This window comes from Paraburkholderia sp. J10-1, assembly GCF_905220165.1.
Taxonomy (GTDB): Bacteria; Pseudomonadota; Gammaproteobacteria; order Burkholderiales; family Burkholderiaceae; genus Paraburkholderia.
Window position 1 is genome coordinate 1108168 of the sequence record NZ_CAJMYW010000002.1, and the last position, 24745, is coordinate 1132912.

Sequence of the window (24745 nt, forward strand, 5' to 3'; positions counted from 1 at the left end):
AGCGCGCCAAAAGACCGCGCAAAGCGATGGAGGAGGAGACGCGACATGAACGATTTCGCAGCGAAAAGCGGGGCGGCTGAGCATATCCGGGCCCTGCGCGAGAACTGGCGCATCATCTTTGCCGCGACGGCGGGATGGGCGCTCGACGCATTCGATTTTACGATTCTGCTGTTTCTGATTCCCCATCTGGGCAAGGTGTTCGACGTGGGCTTGCCCGCAATGGCGTTCGTGGTGACCGCGACCGGCTTCGCGAAAGTGGCGGGAACGATCGGCTGGGGGTTCGCCGCGGACCGCTTCGGTCGAAAGATCGTGTTCATGGCCGCCGTGCTGTGGTTTTCATGCGCCGCGGGTTTGAGCGGCCTCGCATGGAGCTACGCGTCGTTCATGGCCATGCGCGTATTGTTCGGCATTGGCTTCGGCGGCGAGTGGACCGCATCGGTCGCGCTGCTGATGGAAACCGTGCCCGCGAAAATTCGTCCGCTCGCCTCGGGCATCATGGTCGCGGGCTACGAGTTCGGCTATCTGCTCGCGGCGCTCGCATTCCACTTTCTGTTTCCCGTCACGGGCTGGCGCTGGATGTTTTTCCTTGGCGTGCTGCCCGCGCTGCTGACGCTCTTCCTGCGCCGCAACGTGGGCGAGTCGCCGGACTGGGAGCGTGAACGGCAGTCGAAGGTGCGCCGCCGCGCGCGCGAAGTGTTCATCTTCAATCCGGCCGTCTTGCAGGCGTGGCTTTTTTCGGCCGCGATCAATTTCATGCTGTGGGCCGTGCAGGTGCTGTATCCCACGTTCCTGCTCACGACGCAACATCTCGACTCGAGCCAGATCTTTCCGTTCATCATCGCTTATTCGGTGGGCTCGGTCATCGGCAAGCCGCTTTCGGGCTATAGCGCGAGCCGCTTCGGCGAGCGCCGCACGATCTGCATGTTCCTCGGCGTCGTGATCCCGTCGACGGTGCTCTATACGATGGTGCAGAGCCACTTCCTGCTCGGCGTGGGCGCGTTCTGCATGGGCATGTTCGCGAACGGCCTGTTCGGCATCATGCCGCTCTATCAATCACGGCGTTTCCCGGTTGAAGGGCGCGCGACCGGCATTGGCATCAGCTACGCGATGACCTCGGTAAGCGTGGTCGCCCCGTATGCAATCGCGCTCGTCACGCCCTCGCTCGGGCTCAAGTTCGGGATGGCGTCGTTCATCGCGGGCGGCGCGCTGCTGCTGATCGCGATCAGCGTGTTCGATACTTCGCGCTGGATGCCGCGCGGCGAAGCGGCCGAAGGCGCGACTCAAGGCGGCACGGAGCCCGGCGAAACAGGAACGCCGATGCTGGCGGCCGGCAGCGCCACGCGTTGAACGGGCCAACAGGAGCACACCGATGAACACAACCTCACGCCGCTGGACCCGGCGACCCGAAGATTCCACCTGGGGTGACTGGGGCGCCGACGATCAACTCGGCCGCCTGAATCTGATCACGCCCGCGAAGGTGCTCGAAGGGTTGCGTGAAGCGCGCGAAGGCCGGACGTTCTGCCTGAGCCTGCCGCTCGATTGCCCCGGCAACCGCGTGCTGAACCCGCGCCGTGCGCCGCCGCGTGTCGAACCGACGATGCGCGGCGACAAGCCGAACATGACCTACCCGCTCTCACGCGACAACGCGGCCCTCACCGACGTGATCTGCGACGACGTGGTCACGCTCGCGCTGCAGTATTCGACGCAGTGGGACAGCCTCGCGCACATGGGGCAATGGTTCGACGCCGACGGCGACGGCAAGCCGGAAATGTGCTTCTACAACGGCTTTCGCGCGGGCGAGGACATCGTCGGACCGCTCGATTACCGCGACGAGACGTTGCCCGAGACGGGTCGCGCGAGCGGCGCCTGGCGGCTCGGCATCGACAACATGGCAGCGACCTGTGTGCAGGGGCGAGCGGTGATGGTCGATATCAAACGGCAGTTCGGCACGGGGCCGTTGCGCATTGGCTATCGCGAGTTGATGGAAGCGATGAAGGCGCAGAGCGTGGTTGTCGAACCCGGCGACATGCTCTGCCTGCGAACGGGCATGGACGAAGCGTTGCTCGATGTCTATCGCACGCAGAACGAGCAGGCGCTCGAAGGCGGTTTTGCCGGTCTCGACGGCCGCGATGAAGCGCTGCGCCGCTGGATCATCGAATCGAATGTGGCCGCTCTGATCTCCGATAACGTGGCCGTCGAATGCCTGCCCGCGGCGCCTTGCAACGACGCGCGCTATCCCTCGCATCCGTTGCACGATTTGTGCTTGTTCCGGCTTGGCGTGCATCTGGGCGAGCTTTGGCATTTGAGCGAACTCGCAGACTGGTTGCACGCGCACGGCCGCAACCGTTTTCTGTTGACCGCGCCGCCGCTGCGGCTGCCGCGCGCGGTCGGCTCGCCGGTCACACCCGTCGCGACGGTCTAGCGGCTTACGGACATATTTGCGTGCGCGAGCAGAAGTACAGCACGCGCAGGCGCTGGACATCTGACGATTTCGATACTCGAAATCCCTTGTAGAAAGGAGCATGCAGTGAGTTTGGAGTTGACGCGAGGCGAACTGCTTCGACAGGAAAATTTCATCGACGGCAAGTGGATCGCCGCCGCCGGAGGCAGCCGTTACGGTGTGACGAATCCCGCGACGCAGGACACGCTCGCGCAGGTTGCCAACAGCTCGGCCCGCGATGCCCGCGCGGCGACTGAAGCGGCGAGCCGCGCCTTGCCCGCCTGGCGCGACAAGCTGCCCCGCGAGCGGGCGCAGGTGCTCAGCCGTTGGCACGCGCTCATCATCGAGAACAGCGAGGATCTGGCCCGCCTCATGTCTATGGAGCAGGGCAAGCCGCTCGCGGAGGCGCGCGGCGAAGTCGCGTATGGGGCTTCGTACGTTGCGTGGTTTGCCGAAGAGGCGACGAAGGTCTATGGCGACATCATTCCGCAGACGCAGCGCGGCAAGCGCATGAGCGCGATCAAGGAGCCGATTGGCGTGGTCGCCGCGATCACGCCGTGGAATTTCCCGCTCGCAATGATCGCGCGCAAGATCGCCCCGGCGCTCGCTGCCGGCTGCACCGTCGTGGCGAAGCCCGCCGAAGACACGCCGCTCACGGCACTCGCGCTCGCCGCGCTTGCGCAGGAGGCGGGCTTGCCCGACGGCGTACTCAACATGATCTCGGCCGCGCGTGACGAAGGTATTGCCGCTGTGGCCGACTGGCTCGCCGACGATCGCGTGCGCAAGATCACCTTCACGGGCTCGACGGCGGTGGGCAAGCATCTGGCGCGCGAGTCGGCAGGCACGCTCAAGAAGCTCTCGCTGGAACTGGGCGGCAACGCGCCGTTTATCGTGTTCGAGGACGCCGACCTCGACGCGGCCGTCAACGGCCTGATGGCGGCCAAGTTCCGCAACGGCGGCCAGACCTGCGTCTGTCCCAACCGCATCTACGTGCATGAATCGGTGTACGAACGATTTGGGCATCTGCTCGCGCAGCGTGTGGCTGCGCTTCACGTTGGACCGGCGACGGACCTGAAGGCGCAAATCGGCCCGATGATCAACGAGCGCGCGATCGACAAGATCGCAAAGCACGTCGACGACGCCGTGGCGAACGGCGCGCGCGTACTCACGGGCGGCAAGCGACTTGGCGAACTGGGACCGAATTATTACGCGCCCACCGTGCTCGCCGACGCGACCGACGCGATGGTGCTGTGCTGCGAGGAAACGTTCGGGCCTGTGGCGCCGCTATTCCGCTTCACGGACGAGAACGATGTAATCAGGATTGCAAACGATACGCCATTCGGTCTCGCTGCTTACTTCTACACAAACGACGTGCGCCGAATCGATCGTGTGGCGCGAAAACTGGAAGTCGGTATCGTCGGCATCAACGAGGGCGCCGTGGCCAGCGAAGCAGCGCCTTTCGGCGGCGTGAAGGAGTCCGGCTATGGGCGCGAAGGCTCGAAGTATGGCCTCGACGATTACCTCAGCATCAAGTATCTGTGCCAGGGTGGGCTCGACTGAAACTCGCGGCGCGCTGCGGTGTGCGAAGACCGGCCACGTGGCCGGTTGATTCGATCGCACTTCGGAGTATCGGGAGCAGAACAATAGGCAGCCAATTTATCAATTTGCGCTGCGTAAAAGATGCCACGTAAATATACGAACGATCGCACATATTATTCTTTTCGCTGTCTGTTCATCGCCGTGAAGCTGGCTTGACGACTGAATAATTTCTTCATTTTTCAGTAAACACTAAAGTCGATGTTTTGAGTGTCGATAATGCAATCTGGTGCTTGTCCGGTTTTCAGTTCGCGACAAACTTCAATTTCCTTGTTTACGGCAGAGCCACTCCTCGACGATGCAGCGCACCCACTTTTCAATCAATGGTCGTCTCGTTGCGGCCATGTTGTTCCTTAGCATTCTTCTGGTTGTAATTGGCGGGTTCGGGCTCGCGGGCATGGTGGCCAGCAACGATGCGAACCGCCATACCTACTCGGAACAATTGCCGAAATCAATTGCCGTTGGGGAAATGACCATCATGGTCGGGCGCCAGCGCACATCGCTCGACCGCTCCGCGATCAATCCAGGCTCGGATGACGCGCAGAACATGTACGGGAAAGAGAAGGAGGTCCGTGATGCCGCCGATGCAGCATGGCAAAAATATCTTTCCCTGCCGCGCGATGCGGAGGAGGACCGGCTGGCTGCCGGCGTGACTCAGCAGTACCAGGCGACTGAAGCGGAGCTGGCGCGTTTTCGTGAAGCCACGCAGCGCGGCAATCGCGACGAAATTCTCAAGCTGATGTTCAGCGTGGGGAAGGTCTATACGAGCATGCAGGACGCTGCGAACGCACTGAAAAAGTATCAGTTCGATCAATCGAAAGAGCAGTACGAAGCGACCGAGCGCCGCTACCAGCTATTTCTTGCGGCGAGCATTGTCGCAATCATCGCGGGACTCTGCGCAGCGGCGGCCAGCTGGTATTTCCTGCGCAAGGCGATTCTCGTGCCCGTGAACGATGCCATCACGCATTTCGGGCAGATCGCGCAGGGCAATCTCGGTCGCAAGATCGAGGTCCGCACGAACGATGAAATGGGCCGCATGCTCGGCGGGCTGGTGGAGATGCAGGCGAACCTGCGACGCACGGTGCGCACGCTGAGTGAAGGCAGCAACGCTATCGCGACCGCGACCCGCCAGATTGCTGCAGGCAACGCCGACTTGTCGGCACGCACCGAATCGCAGGCGGCATCGCTCCAGGAGACGGCAACGAGCGCCGAGCAGTTGTCGAGCACCGTGCGCCAAAACGCCGACAACGTGCAGCGCGCGAGCGAGCTGTCGTCATCGGCATCGGATATCGCGCGGCGCGGGCACGAAGTCGTTTCGCGCGTCGTGAAGACGATGGGCGACATCAGCCAAAGCTCTGCGTCGGTGGCGGAGATCACCTCGATCATCGAAGGGATCGCGTTCCAGACCAACATCCTCGCGCTCAACGCGGCAGTCGAAGCCGCACGTGCCGGCGATCAGGGGCGCGGCTTCGCGGTCGTGGCGGGCGAGGTCCGCACGCTCGCCCAACGCTCTTCCGCCGCTGCGAAGGAAATTCGCGAGCTGATCGCGCAGTCGACGACGCGTATCGACGATGGCGCGCGGCAGGTCAACGAAGCCGGCGACACCATGAGCGAACTGATCGACGCGGTCGCGCGCACCAACTCCATCATGTCGGAGATCGCGGCAGCGACACAGGAGCAGAGCCATGGGCTCAGCCAGGTCAGCATTGCCGTGAACAACATGGACAACGCCACGCAGCAGAATGCCGCCCTCGTCGAGGAGGCCGCTGCGGCGGCGAGTTCACTCGAGGACCAGGCGCGCATGCTCGCGGCGACGGCGGCGCAGTTCTCGCTCGGCGACGAGGCAGCCTGACTTGTGTTGAGCCCGGCGGTGCCGGGCTCGCTGCGTTGCGACAAAGCGCCGCATATAATTAAGTAAAAACATAATTATTCAACAGAGAAAAAATCCCATGTCCCAAGAACAGGAGCCGCGCCGCCGCTTCCTGCGGCAGGTGCTGGCCATCGTGCCCGCCGCAACGGTCGCGTCGGGTGCAACGCTCACTCAAAGTGCCTGCAGCAGCAATGCGTCCCCCGCTGCGACCGCCAGCGAAAACTACCAGCCCACGTATTTCACGGCTGCGGAATGGAAATTTCTGCATGCAGCCGTGGACCGTTTGATTCCCGAAGATGAACACGGCCCAGGTGCCGTGAAGGCCGGCGTGCCCGAATACATCGATCGCCAGATGGAAATGCCGTATGGCCACGGCAAGCTCTGGTACATGCAGGGGCCGTTCCATCCCGACGCCGTGCCGGAAATGGGCTACCAGATCAACCTCGCGCCGCGTGACGTCTACCGTCACGGCATCCAGGCCTGCGATGCGTACTGTGCCAGGAACCATGGCGGCAAGACCTTCGCCGAACTCGACGTGGCGGCGCAGGAAGCGGTGCTGCACGACATGGAGCACGGCAAGCTCGCGTTTGAAACCGTGCCCTCGCGCACCTTCTTCTCGTTCCTGCTGGGCAACACCAAGGAAGGCTTCCTTGCCGATCCGATCTACGGCGGCAACAAGGACATGGCCGGCTGGAAGATGGTCGGCTTTCCGGGCGCGCGCGCGGACTTTATGGACTGGATCGATCAACCGGGCGTGAAGTACCCGTACGGTCCGGTGTCGATCAATGGCAGGCGGGGGTAAGCAGTGGCGATCAAGAAGAACAAGGTCGATTGTGTCATCGCAGGTTTTGGCTGGACCGGCGCGATTCTCGCGCAAGAACTCACCGATGCGGGTTTGAACGTAGTCGCGCTCGAACGCGGCGCGATGCGCGACACGCCGACCGATGCGAACTATCCCAAAGTCGTCGACGAACTCAAATATGGCGTGCGGGGCGCGCTTTTCCAGGATCTGTCGACGGAAACCGTGACCATCCGGCACGGCGTTGACGATCTCGCGGTGCCGTACCGTCAACACGCGTCGTTTTTGCTCGGCAATGGCGTGGGCGGCGCCGGTTTTCACTGGAACGGCATGCACTACCGGATGCTGCCCGAAGAACTGGAGTTGCGCACGCGCTATGAAGAGCGCTACGGCAAGAAGTTCATTCCCGAAGGCATGCAGGTTCAGGACTTCGGCGTCACTTATGACGAGATGGAGCCGTTCTTCGATTTCGCGGAGAAAGTGTTCGGCACGTCTGGAAAGGCGGGCAATCTCAACGGTCAGATCCAGGCGGGCGGCAATCCGCTCGAAGGCCGTCGCAGCAGCGAGTTTCCAACCCCGCCGCTGAAGAACGGCCTCGGGGCCACGCTCTTTGAAAAGGCCGCGCGCGAAGTGGGTTTTCATCCATACGATGCGCCTGCGGCGAACGCGTCGGCGCCGTACACGAACCCGTATGGCGTGCGGCTTGGCCCGTGCAACTTCTGCGGCTTCTGCGAAGACTTTGGCTGCTACATGTACTCGAAGGCGTCGCCGCAGACCACCATTTTGCCGGTGCTGCTCAAGAAGCCCAATTTCGAGCTGCGCACCAAATCGTACGTCACGAAGGTCATGCTTTCGCCGGACAAGAAGCGCGCGACCGGCGTCACCTACATCGACGCGCAAGGACGCGAAGTCGAACAGCCCGCGGATATGGTCATCGTCGCCGCGTTCCAGATGCACAACGTGCGCTTGTTGCTGCTCTCGGGCATCGGCAAGCCGTACGACCCGAAAACGGGTGAAGGCGTGGTGGGGCGCAACTACGCGTATCAGATGAACGGCGGCATCAACGTGCTTCTGCCGAAGGGTACGCAGCTCAATCCGTTCATCGGCAGTGGCGCGGGCGGCGTGGGCATGGACGATCTCAACGGCGATCAGTTCGACCATGGTCCACTCGGCTTTCTCGGCGGCGCGAGCGTGCGTCACATTCGCACGGGTGGCCGCCCGATCAAGCAGGCCGCGACCGTACCGGGCACGCCGACCTGGGGCAGCGGATGGAAAGCCGGCATTTCGGATGCGTACCAGCGTTACATGACGATCGGCATTTCGGGTTCCGTGATGCCGTATCGCGATGCCTACCTCGACCTTGATCCGACCTATCGCGATGCGTACGGTTTGCCGCTGCTGCGCATGACGTTCGATTGGCACGACAACGAGTACGCGATGCTCGACTACGTCGGCACGCGCATGGAAGAAGTCGCGAAGGCGATGAATCCCGAGAAGTATTTCCGCGCGATCCGCAAGAAAGGGCAGCACTACGACACGCGCGTGTACCAGTCGACGCATACCACGGGCGGCGCTGTGATGGGCGCATCGCCCGCGACGAGCGTCGTCAACAAGTATCTGCAAAGCTGGGACGTGCCCAACGTGTTCGTCATGGGCGCCTCGGCGTTCCCGCAGAACATGGGCTATAACCCGACGGGCATTGTCGCGGCACTCGCGTATCACTCGGCCAAGGCGATTCGCGAGCAGTACCTGAAGAACCCGGCTGCGCTGGTGCAGGCATAAGGAGCGGGCAAACATCATGAAAAAGATTACGTTTGCCATGGCCTGTACGGTTGCTTTTGTGACGACTGCAGCGAGTGCCGGTGTATCCGCGCAGGCCGTGGCTGCAGCCGCGCCAACCGCCGCCGACGCACAGCTGATCCAGAAGGGCCGCTACCTCGCAGCCGCAGGCGACTGTATTGCCTGCCACACGGCGAAGGGCGGCAAGCCATTCGCGGGCGGTCTTGGCATCGCATCGCCGATCGGCACGATCTACTCGACCAACATCACGCCCGACAAGGCTACCGGCATTGGCACCTACACGCTCGACGACTTCGATCGCGCCGTGCGCCACGGTGTCGCGAAGGATGGTTCGACGCTGTACCCAGCCATGCCGTACGTCTCGTATGCAAAGATCAAACCTTCGGATGTGAAAGCGCTGTACGCGTATTTCATGCATGGGGTCGAGCCGGTCTCGCAGGGCAATCGTGCGTCCGACATTCCGTGGCCGCTCTCGATGCGCTGGCCGTTGCGCTTCTGGCGCGGGGCATTTGCACCGGAAGTCGCGAGCGACGACAGCCCGCTGTCGAACGACCCGGTTGCGCGTGGCCGCTATCTCGTGGAAGGCCTCGCGCACTGCAGCGCGTGCCACACGCCCAGAGGGTATGGCCTGGAGGAGAAGTCGCTGACCGATGACGGCAACCTGTTCCTGTCGGGCGGCGTGGTCGACGGCTATCTCGCGAAGAATCTGCGTGGCGATCGCAAGGATGGCCTTGGGAACTGGAGCGAAGCTGACATCGTCGCGTTCCTGAAGAGCGGACGCACGGCGCATTCGGCGGCGTTCGGCGGGATGGCGGAAGTCGTGCAGAACAGCACGCAGCATATGAGTGATCAGGACCTTGCTGCGATCGCCGCGTACCTCAAAACGCTCGCGCCGGCCAACACATCGGGTAGCACACTCGCGGCTGATCCTGCCTCGGCCAACGCGTTGCGCGCCGGCACTGACCGCAGCAACGGTGCGCTGACGTTCGTCGACAACTGCGCGGCGTGCCACCGTACGAGCGGCAGCGGCTACGAGAGCACGTTCCCGACGTTGGCACTGTCGACGGTCGTGAACACGGACGATCCGACCTCGCTGATCCACATCGTGCTGCAAGGCGGAGAAATGCCGTGGACCAAGGCGGGTCCGACGCACTACGCCATGCCCGGATTCGACGCGCGACTGACGGACCGTGACGTCGCAGATGTACTGACGTTCGTCTGTGCGAGCTGGGGAAATCATGCTTCGCCAGTAACAGCCGAGCAGGTCGCCAAAGTACGCAAGTCGTCCGGGGCTGCCGCTCAACCGTCACGAGCCGAGAATCCGTAGCGCTGTGTGGTCAACCGTTGTCAACCGTTTGTTCGTAGGCGAGGAAGGCTGAGCACCGCCTCGCCGCTTGCAAGCCAGGGGGCACTGCAAACGAATAGCTTCTGCCATGGGGGGCAGCCTGCGAAACGGATTCTCCGTGCCCTATTACTACGGCTCACCTTGATCGTTCAAGCGCAAAGCAGGATGATCTGCATCAAACGTCAGCGCGTTACCCCAAGTACCGTAGGGGATGATATTTCGTCATTGACCGCGAGGTGCGAAATGACCCAGCAATCTGCCACGAATGCTTCCGTGCCCTTCGCGAGGATCATGGTCGCCGTCGATTCCACCCCGGCCTCGGCCGCGGCAATCGGGTATCTGAGGCGGCTCCTGCATCCCGGCACAACGTTGTGCATCGTTTCCGTCGCCGAGAATCCACGCACGCTCGTGCCACTCGGAGCGTGGGTTGGGTCGCGGCTCGAGGCTGCGCGAGAGGAGCTACGGCGTGATGCCGGGGAGGCGATTGAGGCGGCACGATCCGCGCTGGATGGCTGCGGATCTCAGCTGGAGACGCAACTGATCGACCTTTGCAAGGAAGGGGGAGACCTCGTACACGCGCTCGCCGAAGCGATGTCGCAATGGTCCCCCGACCTTGTTGTCCTCGGCACGCGGCATCACCGGGCGCTGTTGCGCTGGGTGGAAGGCGAGGTTTCCGCACCGCTTGCCCGGCTGCTTCAATGGCCAGTCCTGATCGTGCCGGTCGGCCATGAGGCCGGGTCGGACGCGTTGCCGTCCCGGGTTCTTTTTGCGACCGACGGGAGCGCCGCGTCCGTGGCCGCTTTGCGTGTGGGTGCCCGGCTGGTCGCGCCGCGGGCGGATTGCCGCGTCATTTACGTTGTTGACCGGCTACTCGCATCCGGGACAGGGCCCTTCGAAAGACAACTCGAAACCGTGCTGACCGAGAGCGGGCATATTGCCGTCAAGGCGGCCGCAGACGAGCTTGCCGCGCACGGCCAGCAAAAGGAATGGGTGGTGGAGACGGCGCTCATCAAGACGAGGAATACGTATGATGACGTGCCTCACACGATCGACCGGGAGGCGCGGCACTGGAAGGCGCAGCTCGTGGTACTGGGAACGCACGGGCGCCGCGGTCTCACGCGCTGGCTGCTCGGCAGCGTCGCGGAACGGGAGGTGCGCTTGAGCGCGGTGCCGCTGCTACTCGTACCGGAATCGGCCGGTTAATCCCGCGGCAGGACGCATTTCGCCGGTCGGCGGCGCACGTCGGAGACTGTCGCAACAGCAAACGGAGTTCGGTGCCGGCGAAGTTGCCGAAGCCCGAAGCGTGCGCAAGTGCGCTCATGGAGGAGCGGCGTGAAGACCCTCGCGATCCTGTTTCTGATTGTGTTGCTCATCAATCTCATGCCGGCGTTTGCGCCGCCAACGTGGATGGCCATGTCGTGGGTCGGCTTCAATGTTCGCGAGGGCAGCCCGCTGCTCTTTGCCCTTGTAGCGGCCAGTGCGGCGACGCTCGGTCGACTCGCGCTGGCCGGCTTCTCTCGTTCACTGGTAAGAAGGCGCTGGATTCGCGAGGCGGATCGACAAAACATAGACGTGGTCAGCGCGTGGCTCAAGAAGCATAAGAAGAAAACGGCCGGAGCCTTTGTGCTCTATGCGCTTAGCCCGTTTCCGTCCAACTATCTGTTCATCGCTTACGGGCTGTCGGGCTTGCCTCTCAGGTTTATCGGCGCAGCGTTTTTCGCAGGGCGCACGGTGAGCTACGTGATCTGGGCTCGTCTCGGACGGTTTGCATCGGAGGTCGTCGATCCTGAAGCCCTGCTCGACGGGCAGTATCTTGGAATCGGCTTCGCGCTCTCGCAACTGGCACTGCTGGCGTCGGTCTACGCGTTCATGAAACTCGACTGGAAGATGCTGATAGAGCAGCGCAAGTTGAGATGGCGACGACCGATCAAGCAGTCGGGCAGAAGAGACGAGGGTTCTGCAGATTTCTGAAAGAGGCAATCAGGAGTAACAGCTTGGCAGGAAAGTAAACATTGCGTCAGGACATTCTGCACTGGCCCCTCACGGGACAAGCCTCGCTTCAAAGCATGGGCGAATGCAGATGGTCGGGATGATCGAGCATGTCCGCCACGAGGTGCAGCGACTCTTCCATCGCGCTTGCGTCGCCTGGCCCGCCCAGGCAGATGCGCACGGCATTGGGCGGATTGCCATCGGTACTGAATGCGGCGCCGGAGACCACGCCAATCTGTTTCGTGCGCAGATGCGATGCGAGTTCCGACGCGCTCCAGCCCGTTTCCGAAGGCACCGTGAGCCAAAGATGAAAGCAGTCGCTGGACGCTTCGATTTCGCGCGCGGCAAAGACCTGTGCCGCAATATGCTGGCGTACCGCGCACTCATTGCGAATGGCCTCTAGCATCTGCTGTGCAACGCCGTTCTCGATCCAGCGCGCTGCGAGATTCGACATATACGGACTCGCCATCACGGTGGTCGCGCGCAGCGCGCCGGAAAGGCGCTCCGCATGACGCGCGCCCGGCGCGACGACAAAGGCCACGCGCAAGCCCGCGCCGAAGCACTTGGACATGCCCGTCACGTAGTAGGTGAGTTCGGGCGCGAGCGTGGCGAGCGCGACGGGCGGCGTTTCGCAAAGCATGCCGTAGGCGTCGTCCTCGATGATGGGCACGTTGTAGCGAAGCGCGATATCGGCAATATGCTCGCGGCGGGTTTGCGAGAGCGTGCGCGTGGTCGGATTCTGCAGCGTGGGATTGCAGTAGAGCACGCCGGGCTTGCGCGTCTTGCAGAGCGCTTCGAACGCTGTGGCGTTGAGGCCCTCGTCGTCGCGCGGCAACGGCGCGAGCGGCATGCCAAGCTGATTCGCGATCACCTTCAAACCGGGGTACGCGAGGCAATCGGTGCAGATCGCTTCGCCTGGCTTGACGAGCCTGAGCAGCAAAGCGACCAGCGCGTTGTGTATGCCGGGGCAGACCAGCAGCGCGTCTGTGCGATGCGAAGGCAGCGTGTGACGCAGCCACTGGCTCGCCATGCTGCGCTCGTACTGCGAGCCGCCAAAATCCTGATAACGCAGCATCGACCACGGGTCGGCCGTGCCGATGATCTGCGCCGCCGATTCCGCGAGCAGCGCAGTCAATTCCGCCGGTTCGGGCGGCATGTTCATGGTCATTTCCAGCGCGGTGCCTGCGCGAAGCGGGACCGCGGGCGGCCTTCCGCGCACGTATGAACCGCTGCCCGCGCGCGAATCGATCAAGCCCCGTTTGCGCGCTTCGGCATAGCCGCGCGCGAGCGTGGTGTAGTTGATCTTGAGCGCGTCGGAGAGATCGCGCAGCGCCGGCAGTCGGTCGCGCGGCCGCAGGCGGCCGCTCGCGACGTCTTCTTCGATGAGATCGGGAATGGTCTGATAAACGGGCTTGTCGCTTTCGGCAAGCCGTTTGAGCCAGTGGGCGGTGACGTTCGACATGGGGCGTTGCGCGAAAGCGCCTTCGATAATGGGCTGATTCATTCTAGTGAGAATGCGCGGCGAAAAATAAAACAATTGATCGCAGGTGATCGCATCTAATGATCCGAAATGATGCATGCATGCACCTGAATTGCATGCGTGTTGCCCAGTGCCGGGGCGAACCCGGTGCTGCGCGGATGACGGGCCACATCGTCCACGCAGGCCTCGCTCGCGCCTCGCGAGAAAAAATCACCTGGATCAATCGCGGCACGCGGCATTGATTGGCAATTGATCGCATGGCGCGTGCCACTTGATGGCATATCCGTTGCGAAATGAGAGACGCCGGCCACCGGTCGGCCACAGTCCCCAATCACTGAACGGAGTCATAATGCCCGCCATCACCACGCCCGCCCACAAGACCGGTGACTACCTCGTCGACTACGAAGAGAAGGTCTTCGAGGACGTCAAGGCAGAACGCGGCGAGAAAGCGCTCGTCACGTTCCATACCGTCGCGTTCGAAGGTTCCATCGGCTTCGTCAACATGCTCCAGGCCACACGCCTGCAGCGCAAAGGCTTTGAAACGTCGATCCTGCTCTACGGCCCGGGCGTGATGCTCGGCGTGCAGCGCGGCTTCCCGACGCTCGGGGCCGAAGCCTTTCCGGGCCATCTGAACTTCAACAACCAGCTGATGAAGTTCATGGCGGAAGCCGGCAAGGTCTACGCGTGCCGCTTCGCGCTGCAAGCGCTTTACGGCCAGACCGAAGCCGCGCTGATCGAAGGCGTGCGGGCCATCAATCCGCTCGACGTGCTCGACTTGAAGCTGCTGCATCGCAAGTCGAACGCGCTCGTGATCGACACCTGGACGGTTTGATTTCGCACGGGTATCGCCATGTCGACCACATCCACAAAGCGCATCGTTCGCGCTGCCGCCGTGCAGATCGCGCCGGATCTCGAATCGTGCACGGGCACGCTCTCGCGTGTTGGCGACGCGATTGTCAGCGCCGCGCGCGAGGGCGTGCAGCTAGCCGTGTTTCCCGAAACGTTTCTGCCGTACTACCCGTACTTTTCGTTCGTGCTGCCGCCGGTGCAGTCGGGCGCGGAACATTTGCGGCTGTACGAGCAGGCGGTGACGATACCCGGCCCCGTGACGGAAACCATCGGCGCGCTCGCGCGCGAGCACGGCATGGTGATCGTGCTCGGCGTGAACGAGCGCGATCACGGCAGCCTCTACAACACACAGTTGATCTTCGATACGGACGGCCAGATCAAGGTGAAGCGGCGCAAGCTCACGCCCACGTTCCATGAACGCATGATCTGGGGGCAGGGCGACGCAGCCGGCCTGAAGGTCGCGCACACGGCCGTGGGCCGCGTGGGCGCGCTCGCCTGCTGGGAGCACTACAACCCGCTCGCGCGCTACGCGCTGATGACGCAGCACGAAGAGATTCATTGCAGCCAGTTTCCGGGTTCGCTCGTCGGGCCGATCTTTGCCGAGCAGATCGAAGTGACAATCCGTCATCACGCGCTCGAATCGGGCTGTTTTGTTGTGAACGCAACGGGATGGCTGACCGACGCGCAAATCACCTCCGTCACGAGCGACCCGAAGTTGCAAAAGGCGCTGCGCGGCGGCTGCAACGCGGCGATCGTTTCACCCGAGGGCCAGCATCTGGCCGCGCCGCTGCGCGAAGGCGAGGGCATGGTGATCGCCGATCTCGACATGGCGCTCATCACCAAGCGCAAACGGATGATGGATTCGGTTGGCCACTACGCGCGGCCCGAACTGCTGAGTCTCGCGATCAACGAGCGGCCCGCCACGCCGGTTTTCTCTTTCGACGACACGCCCGTCACCGCTTCATGGAGTTCCCACGATGAATGCCAGCGTCAATTTCCCGGAATCGAGCCTGCAACTCTTGACTGAGCTGCAGTCGAGCGGCCTGCGCCTTGCCGCGCCCGATCACGAGGGGCTGTCGAGGCGTGGCGGCGCGGGGCCGTCCGATCACAAGGCCGTAGTCATCGACGGCGTCACGCTGATGGTGCCCGTGCATACGCACGGCGCGCATCAGTCCGCGTTCGTCGCGAATGCGCCCGACGCCAACGGCGTGAGCGTGCTCACGCGCGGCAGCATCCCGATCGCGCAGATCGCGTTCGCAAAGCAGCCGCGCTTTTACAAGCTGCAAACGCTCGACGGCGTGCCGTATTCGCACATTGCCACGCTGCACGGCACGGATGTGCTTGCCACCACGGTGCTGCAAACCTGTATTCGCTACGAGAGCCGCAAGAAGGCGTGCAAGTTCTGCGCGATTGGCCAGTCGCTTGCCGCGGGGCGCACGGTCGCGCACAAGACGCCGCAACAATTGGCCGAAGTGGCGCGCGCGGCCGTGCTGCTCGACAACGTGAAGCACATGGTGCTCACGACTGGCACGCCGCCCACGCCCGATCGCGGCGCGGCCATTCTGTGCGACAGCGCGCGTGCGATCCGGCACGCAGTCGACCTGCCCATTCAGGCGCAATGCGAGCCGCCCGACGACGATGCGTGGTTCGCGCGCATGCGCGAGGCGGGCATCGATACGCTCGGTATGCATTTGGAAGTGCTGGGGGAGGCCGAGCGCGCGCGCATCATGCCGGGCAAGGCGGCGGTGCCGGTGAGCCGCTACATGTCGGCGTTCGAAGCGGCGGTCGAGGTGTTCGGGCGCGGCCAGGTGAGCACCTATATTCTCGCTGGCCTCGGCGATTCGCCCGAGCGTGTGCTCGAGATGGCGCAGCAACTGCTGCAGATCGGCGTGTATCCGTTCGTCGTGCCGTTCGTGCCCATCTCCGGCACGCCGCTCGAAGATCATGCGCCGCCCACACCGGAATTCATGCGCTCGATACTCGCGCCACTCGGCGCGATGGTGCGCGAGGCGGGCTTGCGCGCGGCCGATATCAAGGCAGGCTGCGGAAAATGCGGCGCGTGTTCTTCGCTCTCTTCGTTCGAAAAGGTGGCGGCATGAACGCGATGCATCCTGGTGCCGGGGACGAGCTCATGGTCGTGCGCTGGGCGCGTTACGCATGGGAGCGCGAAGCCGCATTTGCCATTCGCCGCGCCGTGTTCTGCGAGGAGCAGGGCATCTTCGCGCACGACGATCGTGATGAGATCGACGCACACGCGCAACTGCTCGTGGCCGTTGTCAATCCGCACGGCGAGTCGCCGCAGGTGGTCGGCACAGTACGCATTCATCGCGACCACGCGACGGAAGCGGCATGGTACGGCTCGCGCCTCGCGGTGAGCGCGCCATACCGGCGTCACGGCCGCATTGGCGCAACCTTGATCCGTCTTGCCGTGAGCAGCGCTCATGCGTTCGGCTGCGAGACGTTCCTCGCGCACGTTCAGGCGCAGAATGCGCCGCTCTTTCGCCGTCTGCACTGGCACACGGTCGAAGAGGCGATGGTCTTCGGGCGCGCGCATCACGTCATGCGCGCCGATCTCGCCCACTATCCGCCTTGCGCCACGCCTTTCGACGGCTTCGTTATCGATCAGCGGAGGGCGGCATGACGCTCGACGAACTCGTTGCGAAACTGCGCGTGGGCCGCGGCGTTGCGCACAAATCCGATATCGCGCCTGTGCTGGCCGTGCTCGACGCAGGTAGCAAGGACAACGCAGACTCCGCGATGATGGCCGCAGGCGACGACTGCGCCGCGATACCCGACGGCGACGGGTATCTGCTCTTCGCCGCCGAAGGCATGGTGAGCGACCTGATCGAGGCGATGCCGTGGTTCGCGGGTTACTGCTCGGTGCTCGTGAACGTGAGCGACGTATGCGCGATGGGCGGCCGGCCGATTGCTGTCGTCGATGTGATCTGGAGCGATGGCGTAGAACCCGCCGCGCCGGTGCTCGAAGGCATGGCGGCGGCGTCGCGGCAACTGGGCGTGCCGATCGTGGGCGGCCATAGCAACGCGCGCAGCGAGCGCACGCAACTCGCGGTGGCAATCGTCGGTCGTGCGAAGCATCTGCTTTCGAGCTTTGCGGCCCGGGCCGGCGAGAAGCTGCTCATGGCCGTGGACTTGCGCGGCGCGTTCGTGGAGCCGTATCCGTACTGGAATGCCGCGACCGAAGCGCCCGCACACCGTTTGCGCGGCGACCTGGCGGTGCTCGCGGAGCTTGCAGAAAGCGGGCTCTGCGGGGCTGCGAAGGACATCAGCATGGCGGGCATCGCGGGAACGGCAATGATGCTGGCCGAGTGCTCGCGTGTGGGTGTACGCATCGATCTCGATCGATTGCCCAAGCCTGCGGACGTGCCGCTTGCGCGCTGGCTCGAGATTTTCCCGAGCTTCGGCTATTTGCTGAGCGTACGGGACGAGCATGTCGATGCGGTCATCGCGCGTTTTCAGGCGCGCGACATCGCGTGTGCGCAGATCGGCGAAATTCACGGCGACCCGTCCATCGACCTGCAACTCGGCGGCGCAACGCGCAGCGTCTGGCGTCTCGACGCGCAGCCGTTCATCGTGCCCGCCGACCGGCGCGCGACGCGCGCGTTCGAGCAGCCAACCGTTTGCACGTCTACCTGAGCGCCCCTCCCGGAGAGCAACCATGCCTGTTACCCATTTCGTGGTGCGCTGGCCCGACGGCCACGAAGCGCGCTGTTATTCCCCCTCGACCATCGTGCGCGAGCATCTGCAGCCCGGCGTCTACCCGCTCGAGCTTTTTCTCGCCAGGGCGCACGACGCGCTGTGCGCGGCGTCCGAGCGCGTGCGCGAGAAGTTCGGCTACGCGTGTTCGTCGGCGCAAGACCAGTGGGCCGCGATCGAACTCGCTGCACAGCCATTCCGTTCGCAGCCGGCGGCCCAGGTGACCGTCGTGAGCGTCGACTGAACCTATCAAGGAGATTCGCATGTCCACCCAGACGAACGCGGCCAACCCGCCGGTTCCCGAAGCGCATTTCAGCGTGGCGGTCATCGGCGGCGGCCAGGCCGGCCTGTCGATGAGCTACTACCTCAAGCAACGCGGCATCGACCACGTCGTGCTCGAAAAGCGCACTGTCACGCATACGTGGCGCGAACAGCGCTGGGACGCGTTCTCGCTTGTCACGCCGAACTGGCAATGTGCGCTGCCGGGCTACCCGTATCGCGGCGACGAACCGCACGGCTTCATGAAGAAGGACGAAATCATCGCGTGGCTCGACGGCTTCATACGCCATGTCGATGCCCCGGTGCGCGAAGGCGTGGCCGTCACGCGCGTGTCGAAGCGGCCCAACGGCGGCTTTCTCGTGCAGACCAGCGAGGGGGCATTGAGCGCGGACCAGGTCGTGATCGCCTCGGGCGGCTATCACACACCGATCGTGCCGCGCATGGCCGAGCGGCTTCCCGCTTCAATCGTGCAGATGCAATCGTCGGAGTATCGCAATCCGGCGGCGTTGCCCGAGGGCGCGGTGCTCGTGGTCGGCTCGGGGCAGTCGGGCGCGCAGATCGCCGAAGACCTGCATCTCGCGGGGCGCAAGGTCGTGCTCGCGGTCGGCGAAGCGCCGCGCTGCGCACGCTTCTATCGCGGCCGCGACGTGGTCGACTGGCTCGCCGATATGAAGTACTACGACATGCCGGTCGAAGAACATCCGCTGCGCGAAGGCGTGCGTGACAACACGAATCACTACGTCACGGGCCGCGACGGCGGGCGCGATATCGACCTGCGCAGGTTCGCGAGCGAAGGCATGGAACTGTACGGCGTGCTCGAGGATTTCGCCGACGGCAAGTTGCGCTTCAAAGGGAATCTGCGCGCCAATCTCGACAGCGCCGACGACACGTACAATCGCATCAACACATCGATCGATCGCTTCATCGTGCAGAACGGTATCGACGCGCCGCCGGGCGAACCGTATCGTCCGGTCTGGACGCCGCAGCAGGAGCGCACGTCGCTCGATCTCGCCGCGAGCGGCATCGGCAGCATTATCTGGTGCATCGGCTTTCAGCCCGACTTCGGCTGGATCGATCTGCCGGTCTTCAACGGGCGCGGCTATCCGGGCCACGCGCGCGGCGTGACGGTGCAGGAGGGGCTCTATTTTCTGGGCCTGCCGTGGCTGCATACATGGGGCTCGGGGCGCTTCTCGGGCATCGCGCGCGACGCCGCGTATCTGGCCGACTGCATTTCAGCGCCTGCGAGGCTCGATGCGCGCGCGGCGTGACAGCGAGCGTGTGCCCGCGCAAACCCGCACGCATTACGTCGCGGGCATGCCGGAGCTGGCGTTCGCAGGGCTCTCCGAGCAGTGGCTCCTGCGCACATGCGGGCAACTGCACTGGAACGCGCTGGCGGCACAGGCGCAACTGAACACGCCGGACTTCTACGACGACGAAGGCCGCAAATCGTATGCGGCCTTCACGGCAATTCGCGTGTGCGAAGCGCGCCTCGAAGACGTGAGCGAGAACCAGCGCTTCGCGATCGAAGCGGATGTGAAACGGATTGCGGGCGCGCGCCACTTCGGCCAGTTTCGCGTTTTCACCACCGAGAGCGCGATTGCGAAAGTCGAGATGATGTCTACGTTCGTGCGGCGCGAGCAGGCCGGCGACAACCGTTCGGTATGCAAAGCGATGTTCGCTGGTGCGCCCGCACCGGCGACGCCCGCCGCCGCGCATGAACTGATCGCGCAAGTAAAGCGGCTGCGCTCGGGCGACTGGACGCGGCATGGCCGTCTCGATCGCGCGGCGCATGCGGTCGAACATGGGGTCGACTATCTGCCTTGTCCCTCGCTCGATTTCAATGGCGCGCATCTGCTGTATTTCGCGAGCTTCCAGTCGATGGTCGAGCGTGCCGAATGGCATTGGCGGTCCGCGCCGCATTCCGCGCCGCCCACCCTCGTCGAGCGCGACATGGCGTTCTATGGCAACGCGAATGTCGGCGACCGGCTCACGCTGTCGTTCGGCGCGCGCCATGCGGGCCACGACGGGCTCTCGCACTGGTGCGCCATTTCGCGCGCGGCGGATGGTGTGCGCATTGCCGACGTCGTCACACATAAACGGTGGTCGCATGAATGAAGCCGCTATCGCGCCGCGCAAGGCGCTCTATACGCAGACCGATCTAGCCGACGTGCCGTGGCTCGACGCGCGTCCTGGCGAGTCTCCGTTCCAGCGCGGCATACACGCGACGATGTACACGCAGCGCCCATGGACTATTCGCCAGTACGCGGGCTACGCCGACGCCGCCACCTCGAATCTCGCGTACCGGGCGGCGCTCGAAAGTGGCGCGAAGGGTTTGTCAGTCGCGTTTGATTTGCCCACGCATCGCGGCTACGACTCGGACCATGAGCGCGCAGCCGCCGAGGTGGGCATGGCGGGCGTTGCGATCGACACCGTGGAGGACATGAAGCGGCTCTTCGACGGCGTGGCGCTCGACGAAGTCTCCGTATCGATGACGATGAGCGGGGCGGTGCTGCCCGTGCTCGCCGCTTTCATTGTCGCGGCCGAGGAGTCGGGCCTCGACGTGGCGCAACTGCGCGGCACGATCCAGAACGACATTCTCAAGGAGTTCATGGCGCGCAACGCGTATATCTTTGCGCCCGAGCCCTCGTTGCGGATTGCGACCGACGTGGTGCACTACCTGCTCGCGCATTTGCCTCATTTCAACGCGATGTCGATTTCCGGGTATCACCTGCACGAAGCGGGCGCGGATGGCGTGCTCGAACTTGCGCTCACGCTCGCCAACGCGCGCGAATACGTCCGGCGGCTGATCGAACAAGGGGCCGATGCAGAAAGCGTATGCGCGCAGCTGAGCTTTTTTTTCGCTGTGGGGCGAGACTTTTTTGGCGAAATCGCCAAGCTGCGCGCGGCGCGGGTGTTGTGGGCCGAATTCACGCAGGCACTCGGCGTGCACTCGCCGCGCGCGATGCAACTGCGCATGCATTGCCAGACCGCCGGGTCGAGCCTGCACGCGCAGCGAGCGCAGAACAACGTCGTGCGTACGACCGTGGAGGCCATGGCAGCCGTGTTCGGCGGCACGCAGTCGTTGCACACGAACGCGTGGGACGAAGCGCTTTCGCTTCCGGGCGAGGCGGCTGCTACGCTCGCGCGCGACACGCAAGCGATCTTGCAGCACGAAATGGGCCTGTGCGACGTGGTGGATCCATGGGGTGGCTCGTATTTGATCGAATCACTCACGGCGCGCACGGTGGAAGCCGTGAAAGCGCTGCTCGCCGAAATCGATAGTCAAGGCGGCGTAATCGCCGCCATCGAAACGGGCTGGGTACAGGCGCGTTTGCATCGCGGCGCGGCTCGCATGCAGGCGCAGATGGACTCGGGCGAGCGCGTGGTGGTCGGCGTGAATCATAGCCGCGAGGCGCACGCCACCGGGAGCGAGCGGCTCGAAGTCGACGCCCGCATGGTGCGCGCGATGCAGGTCGAGCGCTTGCGGCAGATGAAATCGACCCGCGATGCGCTACGAGTGGCCACCGCACTCGATGCGCTTACGCAATGCGCGCGCACGGGCGAGGGCAATTTGCTCGCCGCGACGATAGCCGCGATTCGCGTGCGCGCGACGGTTGGCGAATGCACCGCGGCGCTCGAGCGCGTGTGGCCACGCTGGCACGCCGCGCTCACTTGCGAGGCTCACGCCTGGTCGGGCTCACGCGAGCGCGACGCCGCGTGGCGCAAGGCGCAAGATGCGGTCGAACACTGGTGCGCAGCGTATGGACGCAAGCCGCGCATGGCGGTCGTGAAGCTAGGGCAGGACGGCCATGATCGCGGCGCGCGTGTCGTGGCGGCGGCGCTTGGCGACGCAGGTTTCGAAGTCAGCCTCGGACCGCTCTTTGCGACGCCACACGAGGCGGCTGGTTGGGCGCACGCGCGCGAGCCCGATATCGTCGGGGTTTCGACGCTCGCGGGTGCGCACGCGACGCTGGTGCCCGCGCTGCTCGGCGCGTTGCGAGAGCGCGGCTGCGGCGCTCCTGTGGTGCTTGGCGGCATCGTGCCGGAGGCGCATCACGAATCGCTGTTCACTTGCGGTGTGCTGAAGATATTCGGACCGGACACGCCGCTCGATCAGATCGCACTAGATCTCATTGGAATCCTGAATGAAGTGACATCGTCTCTACAGGATTGCTGCGCGCCATGACGCGTAGTTCAAGCTTCCCGGTACGGCGCTTCGCGAAGGAGATCGCCCTGATAGAACGCCGGGAAGCGTTCGAGTTGACGCTGTGCGTCTGCGAGGGCGAGGTCCGTGCCTAGCACCGCGCTCGAAAAGCCCATGCGTTCCATCTGCAGCACCTGGTCGACGAGCACTTCGCCCGTCGCCCGCAGGTCCCCCTTGAAGCCGAGCCGGCGGCGCACGAGATAAGCCTGGCTATACGCGCGGCCATCGGTGAAGGCGGGGAAGTGCAGCTCGACCCGCGCGGCGCCGGCGATATCGGCGGCATAGGCGAGTGGGTCCGCGTCGTTTGGCAAGGCGAGGACCGGCGTGGCTGCATCGGCGGCATTGTCGTGTGCGCCGAGCAGGCGAATGCGTGCAACGGTCTTCATGCCGGGTCCTCCACGATTGCGCGAACGGTGTCCGCAGCCGCCTTGAACGGTTCAAGCCCGACCCGGCGCACGGTTTCGATGAACGTCTCGCGGCGTTCGCCGCTGTGCTCGCGCAGCGCCAGATAGCAGCCGATCACCGCTTCGACGGCGTCGGTCACCTCGTGCGCGGCAAACGACGGGCCAATGACCTTGCCGGGCCGCGCGTCGCCGCTGCGCGTGGAGCCGTCCGCGCCGCCGAGCGTAATCTGGTACCACTCCGCGCCGTCCTTGTCGACGCCGAGTATGCCGATATGGCCGCTGTGATGATGGCCGCACGAATTGATGCATCCGCTGATATGCAAATCGATCTCGCCGATGTCGTTCAGTTCGTCGAGGTCCTGGTAGCGCTCCATGATGCTCTGCGCGATCGGCAGTGAGCGCGCGTTGGCGAGCGCGCAAAAGTCGCCGCCGGGGCACGCGATCATGTCGGTGAGCAGATGCACGTTGGCGCTGGCGAGCTGGGTGTCGACAGCCGCACGCCAAAGCGGCAGCAGGTCGTCGGCATGAACCCATGGCAGGACGATGTTCTGTGTGTGCGTCACACGCGCTTCGCCGGCCGAGAAGCGGGCCACGAGATCCGCCACGCGCTCGAGCTGGTCTGCCGAAGCGTCGCCTGGCGCCTGCAGCACGCGCTTGAACGAGAGCGTGACGATGCGCAGCGCCGGGTCTTTGTGCGGCGCGACGTTGCGTTCGAGCCAGCGCCGGAACTGCGGCGTTTGGCGGGCCGCGTCCTCGCGTGCGGCGGCTGCGGCGGCGTTGGCGGGGCGGCAGGCGGCTGCTTGCTCCGGCACGACGAAATACGCGCGCATGCGGTCCAGTTCGGTTTGAGGGATCGTATGTGGGCCGCCGTCGAGTTCGACGATCTGCCGGAACTCCTCCTCGACTTCGTCGACGAACCGCTGACCCTCGGCTTTCGCGAGAATCTTGATGCGCGCCTTGTATTTGTTGTCGCGCCGGCCGAACTGGTTGTACACGCGAACGACCGCCTCGATGTAGTTCATGATGTGCCGCCACGGCAGGAATTCGCGCAACACGATGCCGATGACCGGCGTGCGCCCCATGCCGCCACCCACCGTGACGCGAAAGCCCAGTTCGCCGTTTGCATCGTGCACGAGGCGCAGCCCGACGTCGTGCCAGCCTGTTGCCGCGCGATCTTCCGTGGCGCCCGTCACCGCGATCTTGAACTTGCGCGGCAGGAATGCGAACTCGGGATGCAGCGTCGTCCATTGCCGCATGATTTCGGCGAAGGGCCGCGGGTCGGCGATCTCGTCGGGCGCCACGCCTGCGCGCTCGTCGCATGAAATATTGCGGATGCAGTTGCCGCTCGTCTGGATGCCGTGCATGTCGACCGTGGCGAGCAGATCCATCACATCGGCGGCTTTCGACAGCGGAATCCAGTTGAACTGAACGTTGGTGCGCGTCGTGAAGTGCGCGTGGTGCGTTGGCAGGCGCACGGTGCCGAGCTTGCGCTGGGCCTCCATGGCGCGTTGGTAGACCTCGGCTTCGGGCTGATCGTACTCGCGGGCAACCCGCGCGAGCACGCGAAGCTGCGCGCTCGATAGCTCGCCATACGGTACGGCGACACGCAGCATGGGCGCGTGACGCTGCACGTACCAGCCGTTTTGCAGGCGCAGCGGGCGAAACGCGTCCTCGCTCAGCTGGCCGCTTTGCCAGCGTTCGATCTGGTCGCGAAACTGTGCGGCGCGGTTCGCCACGAAGGCTTTGTCGAATTCGTTGTAGCGATACATAGGTAGCTGCGAATAGGCTGGGCGTGCGGTGGACGCGGAGGGAAGACGTTATCGCGCCGAGGGAGGCGCCTCAATGAGCAGATGACGCCTAAATGAGCGCAGCAGATGCAGCGCATACGCGTGGCATTCACGGCACGGTTCGGCCGCCCGACGAACGCCCGACGAACGCGGCGTGCGGTTTCACTTCAGGCGTTGCGTTTGCGACGC

At 64.1% G+C, this 24745-nt stretch carries 21 protein-coding genes; 18 read left to right on the plus strand and 3 right to left on the minus strand.

All coding sequences use genetic code 11. The annotated features are described in order from the left end of the window. Nucleotides 1-45 precede the first annotated feature (45 nt). From U5A65_RS11735 to U5A65_RS11775, 9 genes are all read left to right on the plus strand, one after another. A complete protein-coding gene (locus tag U5A65_RS11735) occupies nucleotides 46-1347 on the plus strand; it encodes an MFS transporter (RefSeq protein ID WP_321914550.1) in 1302 nt (433 codons plus the stop codon). 22 nt (nucleotides 1348-1369) lie between these two features. Continuing rightward, nucleotides 1370-2422 (plus strand): cyclase family protein, encoded by a 1053-nt coding sequence (locus U5A65_RS11740; protein WP_321946339.1) that lies wholly within the window; start codon nucleotides 1370-1372, stop codon nucleotides 2420-2422. 105 nt (nucleotides 2423-2527) lie between these two features. After that, nucleotides 2528-4000: an NAD-dependent succinate-semialdehyde dehydrogenase gene (locus U5A65_RS11745; protein WP_321914552.1), complete on the plus strand. Its 1473-nt coding sequence runs from the start codon at nucleotides 2528-2530 to the stop codon at nucleotides 3998-4000. A gap of 334 nt (nucleotides 4001-4334) precedes the next feature. After that, a complete protein-coding gene (locus U5A65_RS11750; RefSeq protein WP_321914553.1) occupies nucleotides 4335-5888 on the plus strand; it encodes a methyl-accepting chemotaxis protein in 1554 nt (517 codons plus the stop codon). 97 nt (nucleotides 5889-5985) lie between these two features. Further along, nucleotides 5986-6708 carry a gluconate 2-dehydrogenase subunit 3 family protein gene (locus U5A65_RS11755; RefSeq protein WP_321914554.1) on the plus strand — a complete coding sequence of 241 codons (723 nt, stop codon included), beginning with the start codon at nucleotides 5986-5988 and terminating at the stop codon, nucleotides 6706-6708. 3 nt (nucleotides 6709-6711) lie between these two features. Further along, nucleotides 6712-8487 (plus strand): GMC family oxidoreductase, encoded by a 1776-nt coding sequence (locus tag U5A65_RS11760; protein WP_321933413.1) that lies wholly within the window; start codon nucleotides 6712-6714, stop codon nucleotides 8485-8487. 16 nt (nucleotides 8488-8503) lie between these two features. Next, nucleotides 8504-9832, plus strand: a complete 1329-nt coding sequence (locus U5A65_RS11765; protein ID WP_321946340.1) for a cytochrome c — start codon at nucleotides 8504-8506, stop codon at nucleotides 9830-9832. A 261-nt stretch (nucleotides 9833-10093) separates the two neighbouring features. Next, a complete protein-coding gene (locus U5A65_RS11770; RefSeq protein ID WP_321914557.1) occupies nucleotides 10094-11053 on the plus strand; it encodes a universal stress protein in 960 nt (319 codons plus the stop codon). Between the two features lie 129 nt (nucleotides 11054-11182). After that, nucleotides 11183-11821, plus strand: a complete 639-nt coding sequence (locus tag U5A65_RS11775; RefSeq protein ID WP_321914558.1) for a hypothetical protein — start codon at nucleotides 11183-11185, stop codon at nucleotides 11819-11821. A gap of 88 nt (nucleotides 11822-11909) precedes the next feature. Here the strand turns inward: U5A65_RS11775 and U5A65_RS11780 are convergent, their stop codons facing one another. Continuing rightward, entirely contained in the window at nucleotides 11910-13301 is a 1392-nt protein-coding gene (locus tag U5A65_RS11780; RefSeq protein ID WP_321934148.1) for a PLP-dependent aminotransferase family protein, read from the minus strand. Between the two features lie 367 nt (nucleotides 13302-13668). Here U5A65_RS11780 and U5A65_RS11785 point away from each other — a divergent pair, with 367 nt between their 5' ends. The 9 genes from U5A65_RS11785 to scpA are packed head-to-tail and all read left to right on the plus strand — an operon-like array spanning nucleotide 13669 to nucleotide 22347. Then, nucleotides 13669-14151 (plus strand): MSMEG_0572/Sll0783 family nitrogen starvation response protein, encoded by a 483-nt coding sequence (locus U5A65_RS11785; protein WP_321946341.1) that lies wholly within the window; start codon nucleotides 13669-13671, stop codon nucleotides 14149-14151. 18 nt (nucleotides 14152-14169) lie between these two features. After that, nucleotides 14170-15195 (plus strand): Nit6803 family nitrilase, encoded by a 1026-nt coding sequence (locus tag U5A65_RS11790; RefSeq protein WP_321914560.1) that lies wholly within the window; start codon nucleotides 14170-14172, stop codon nucleotides 15193-15195. After that, nucleotides 15146-16267: an MSMEG_0568 family radical SAM protein gene (locus U5A65_RS11795; RefSeq protein WP_321946342.1), complete on the plus strand. Its 1122-nt coding sequence runs from the start codon at nucleotides 15146-15148 to the stop codon at nucleotides 16265-16267. Before U5A65_RS11790 ends, U5A65_RS11795 begins: the two co-directional genes overlap by 50 nt. Next, a complete protein-coding gene (locus U5A65_RS11800) occupies nucleotides 16264-16809 on the plus strand; it encodes an MSMEG_0567/Sll0786 family nitrogen starvation N-acetyltransferase (RefSeq protein WP_415764642.1) in 546 nt (181 codons plus the stop codon). Before U5A65_RS11795 ends, U5A65_RS11800 begins: the two co-directional genes overlap by 4 nt. After that, a complete protein-coding gene (locus tag U5A65_RS11805) occupies nucleotides 16806-17822 on the plus strand; it encodes a sll0787 family AIR synthase-like protein (RefSeq protein ID WP_321933404.1) in 1017 nt (338 codons plus the stop codon). Before U5A65_RS11800 ends, U5A65_RS11805 begins: the two co-directional genes overlap by 4 nt. 22 nt (nucleotides 17823-17844) lie before the next feature. Continuing rightward, nucleotides 17845-18126: an MSMEG_0570 family nitrogen starvation response protein gene (locus tag U5A65_RS11810; RefSeq protein WP_321914563.1), complete on the plus strand. Its 282-nt coding sequence runs from the start codon at nucleotides 17845-17847 to the stop codon at nucleotides 18124-18126. Between the two features lie 19 nt (nucleotides 18127-18145). After that, nucleotides 18146-19429 carry an MSMEG_0569 family flavin-dependent oxidoreductase gene (locus U5A65_RS11815; protein WP_321933400.1) on the plus strand — a complete coding sequence of 428 codons (1284 nt, stop codon included), beginning with the start codon at nucleotides 18146-18148 and terminating at the stop codon, nucleotides 19427-19429. Next, the gene (locus U5A65_RS11820; RefSeq protein WP_321946343.1) at nucleotides 19413-20276 is read left to right on the plus strand and encodes a Pnap_2097 family protein; all 864 of its coding nucleotides are present in this window, start codon (nucleotides 19413-19415) and stop codon (nucleotides 20274-20276) included. Before U5A65_RS11815 ends, U5A65_RS11820 begins: the two co-directional genes overlap by 17 nt. Then, complete coding sequence (gene scpA / locus U5A65_RS11825) at nucleotides 20269-22347, plus strand: methylmalonyl-CoA mutase (protein ID WP_321946344.1); 2079 nt, start codon at nucleotides 20269-20271, stop codon at nucleotides 22345-22347. Before U5A65_RS11820 ends, scpA begins: the two co-directional genes overlap by 8 nt. Before the next feature lie 8 nt (nucleotides 22348-22355). Here the strand turns inward: scpA and U5A65_RS11830 are convergent, their stop codons facing one another. Next, nucleotides 22356-22751 carry a DUF934 domain-containing protein gene (locus U5A65_RS11830; protein ID WP_321946345.1) on the minus strand — a complete coding sequence of 132 codons (396 nt, stop codon included), beginning with the start codon at nucleotides 22749-22751 and terminating at the stop codon, nucleotides 22356-22358. Continuing rightward, nucleotides 22748-24538 (minus strand): nitrite/sulfite reductase, encoded by a 1791-nt coding sequence (locus tag U5A65_RS11835; RefSeq protein ID WP_321946346.1) that lies wholly within the window; start codon nucleotides 24536-24538, stop codon nucleotides 22748-22750. Before U5A65_RS11835 ends, U5A65_RS11830 begins: the two co-directional genes overlap by 4 nt. Nucleotides 24539-24745: the final 207 nt, after the last annotated feature.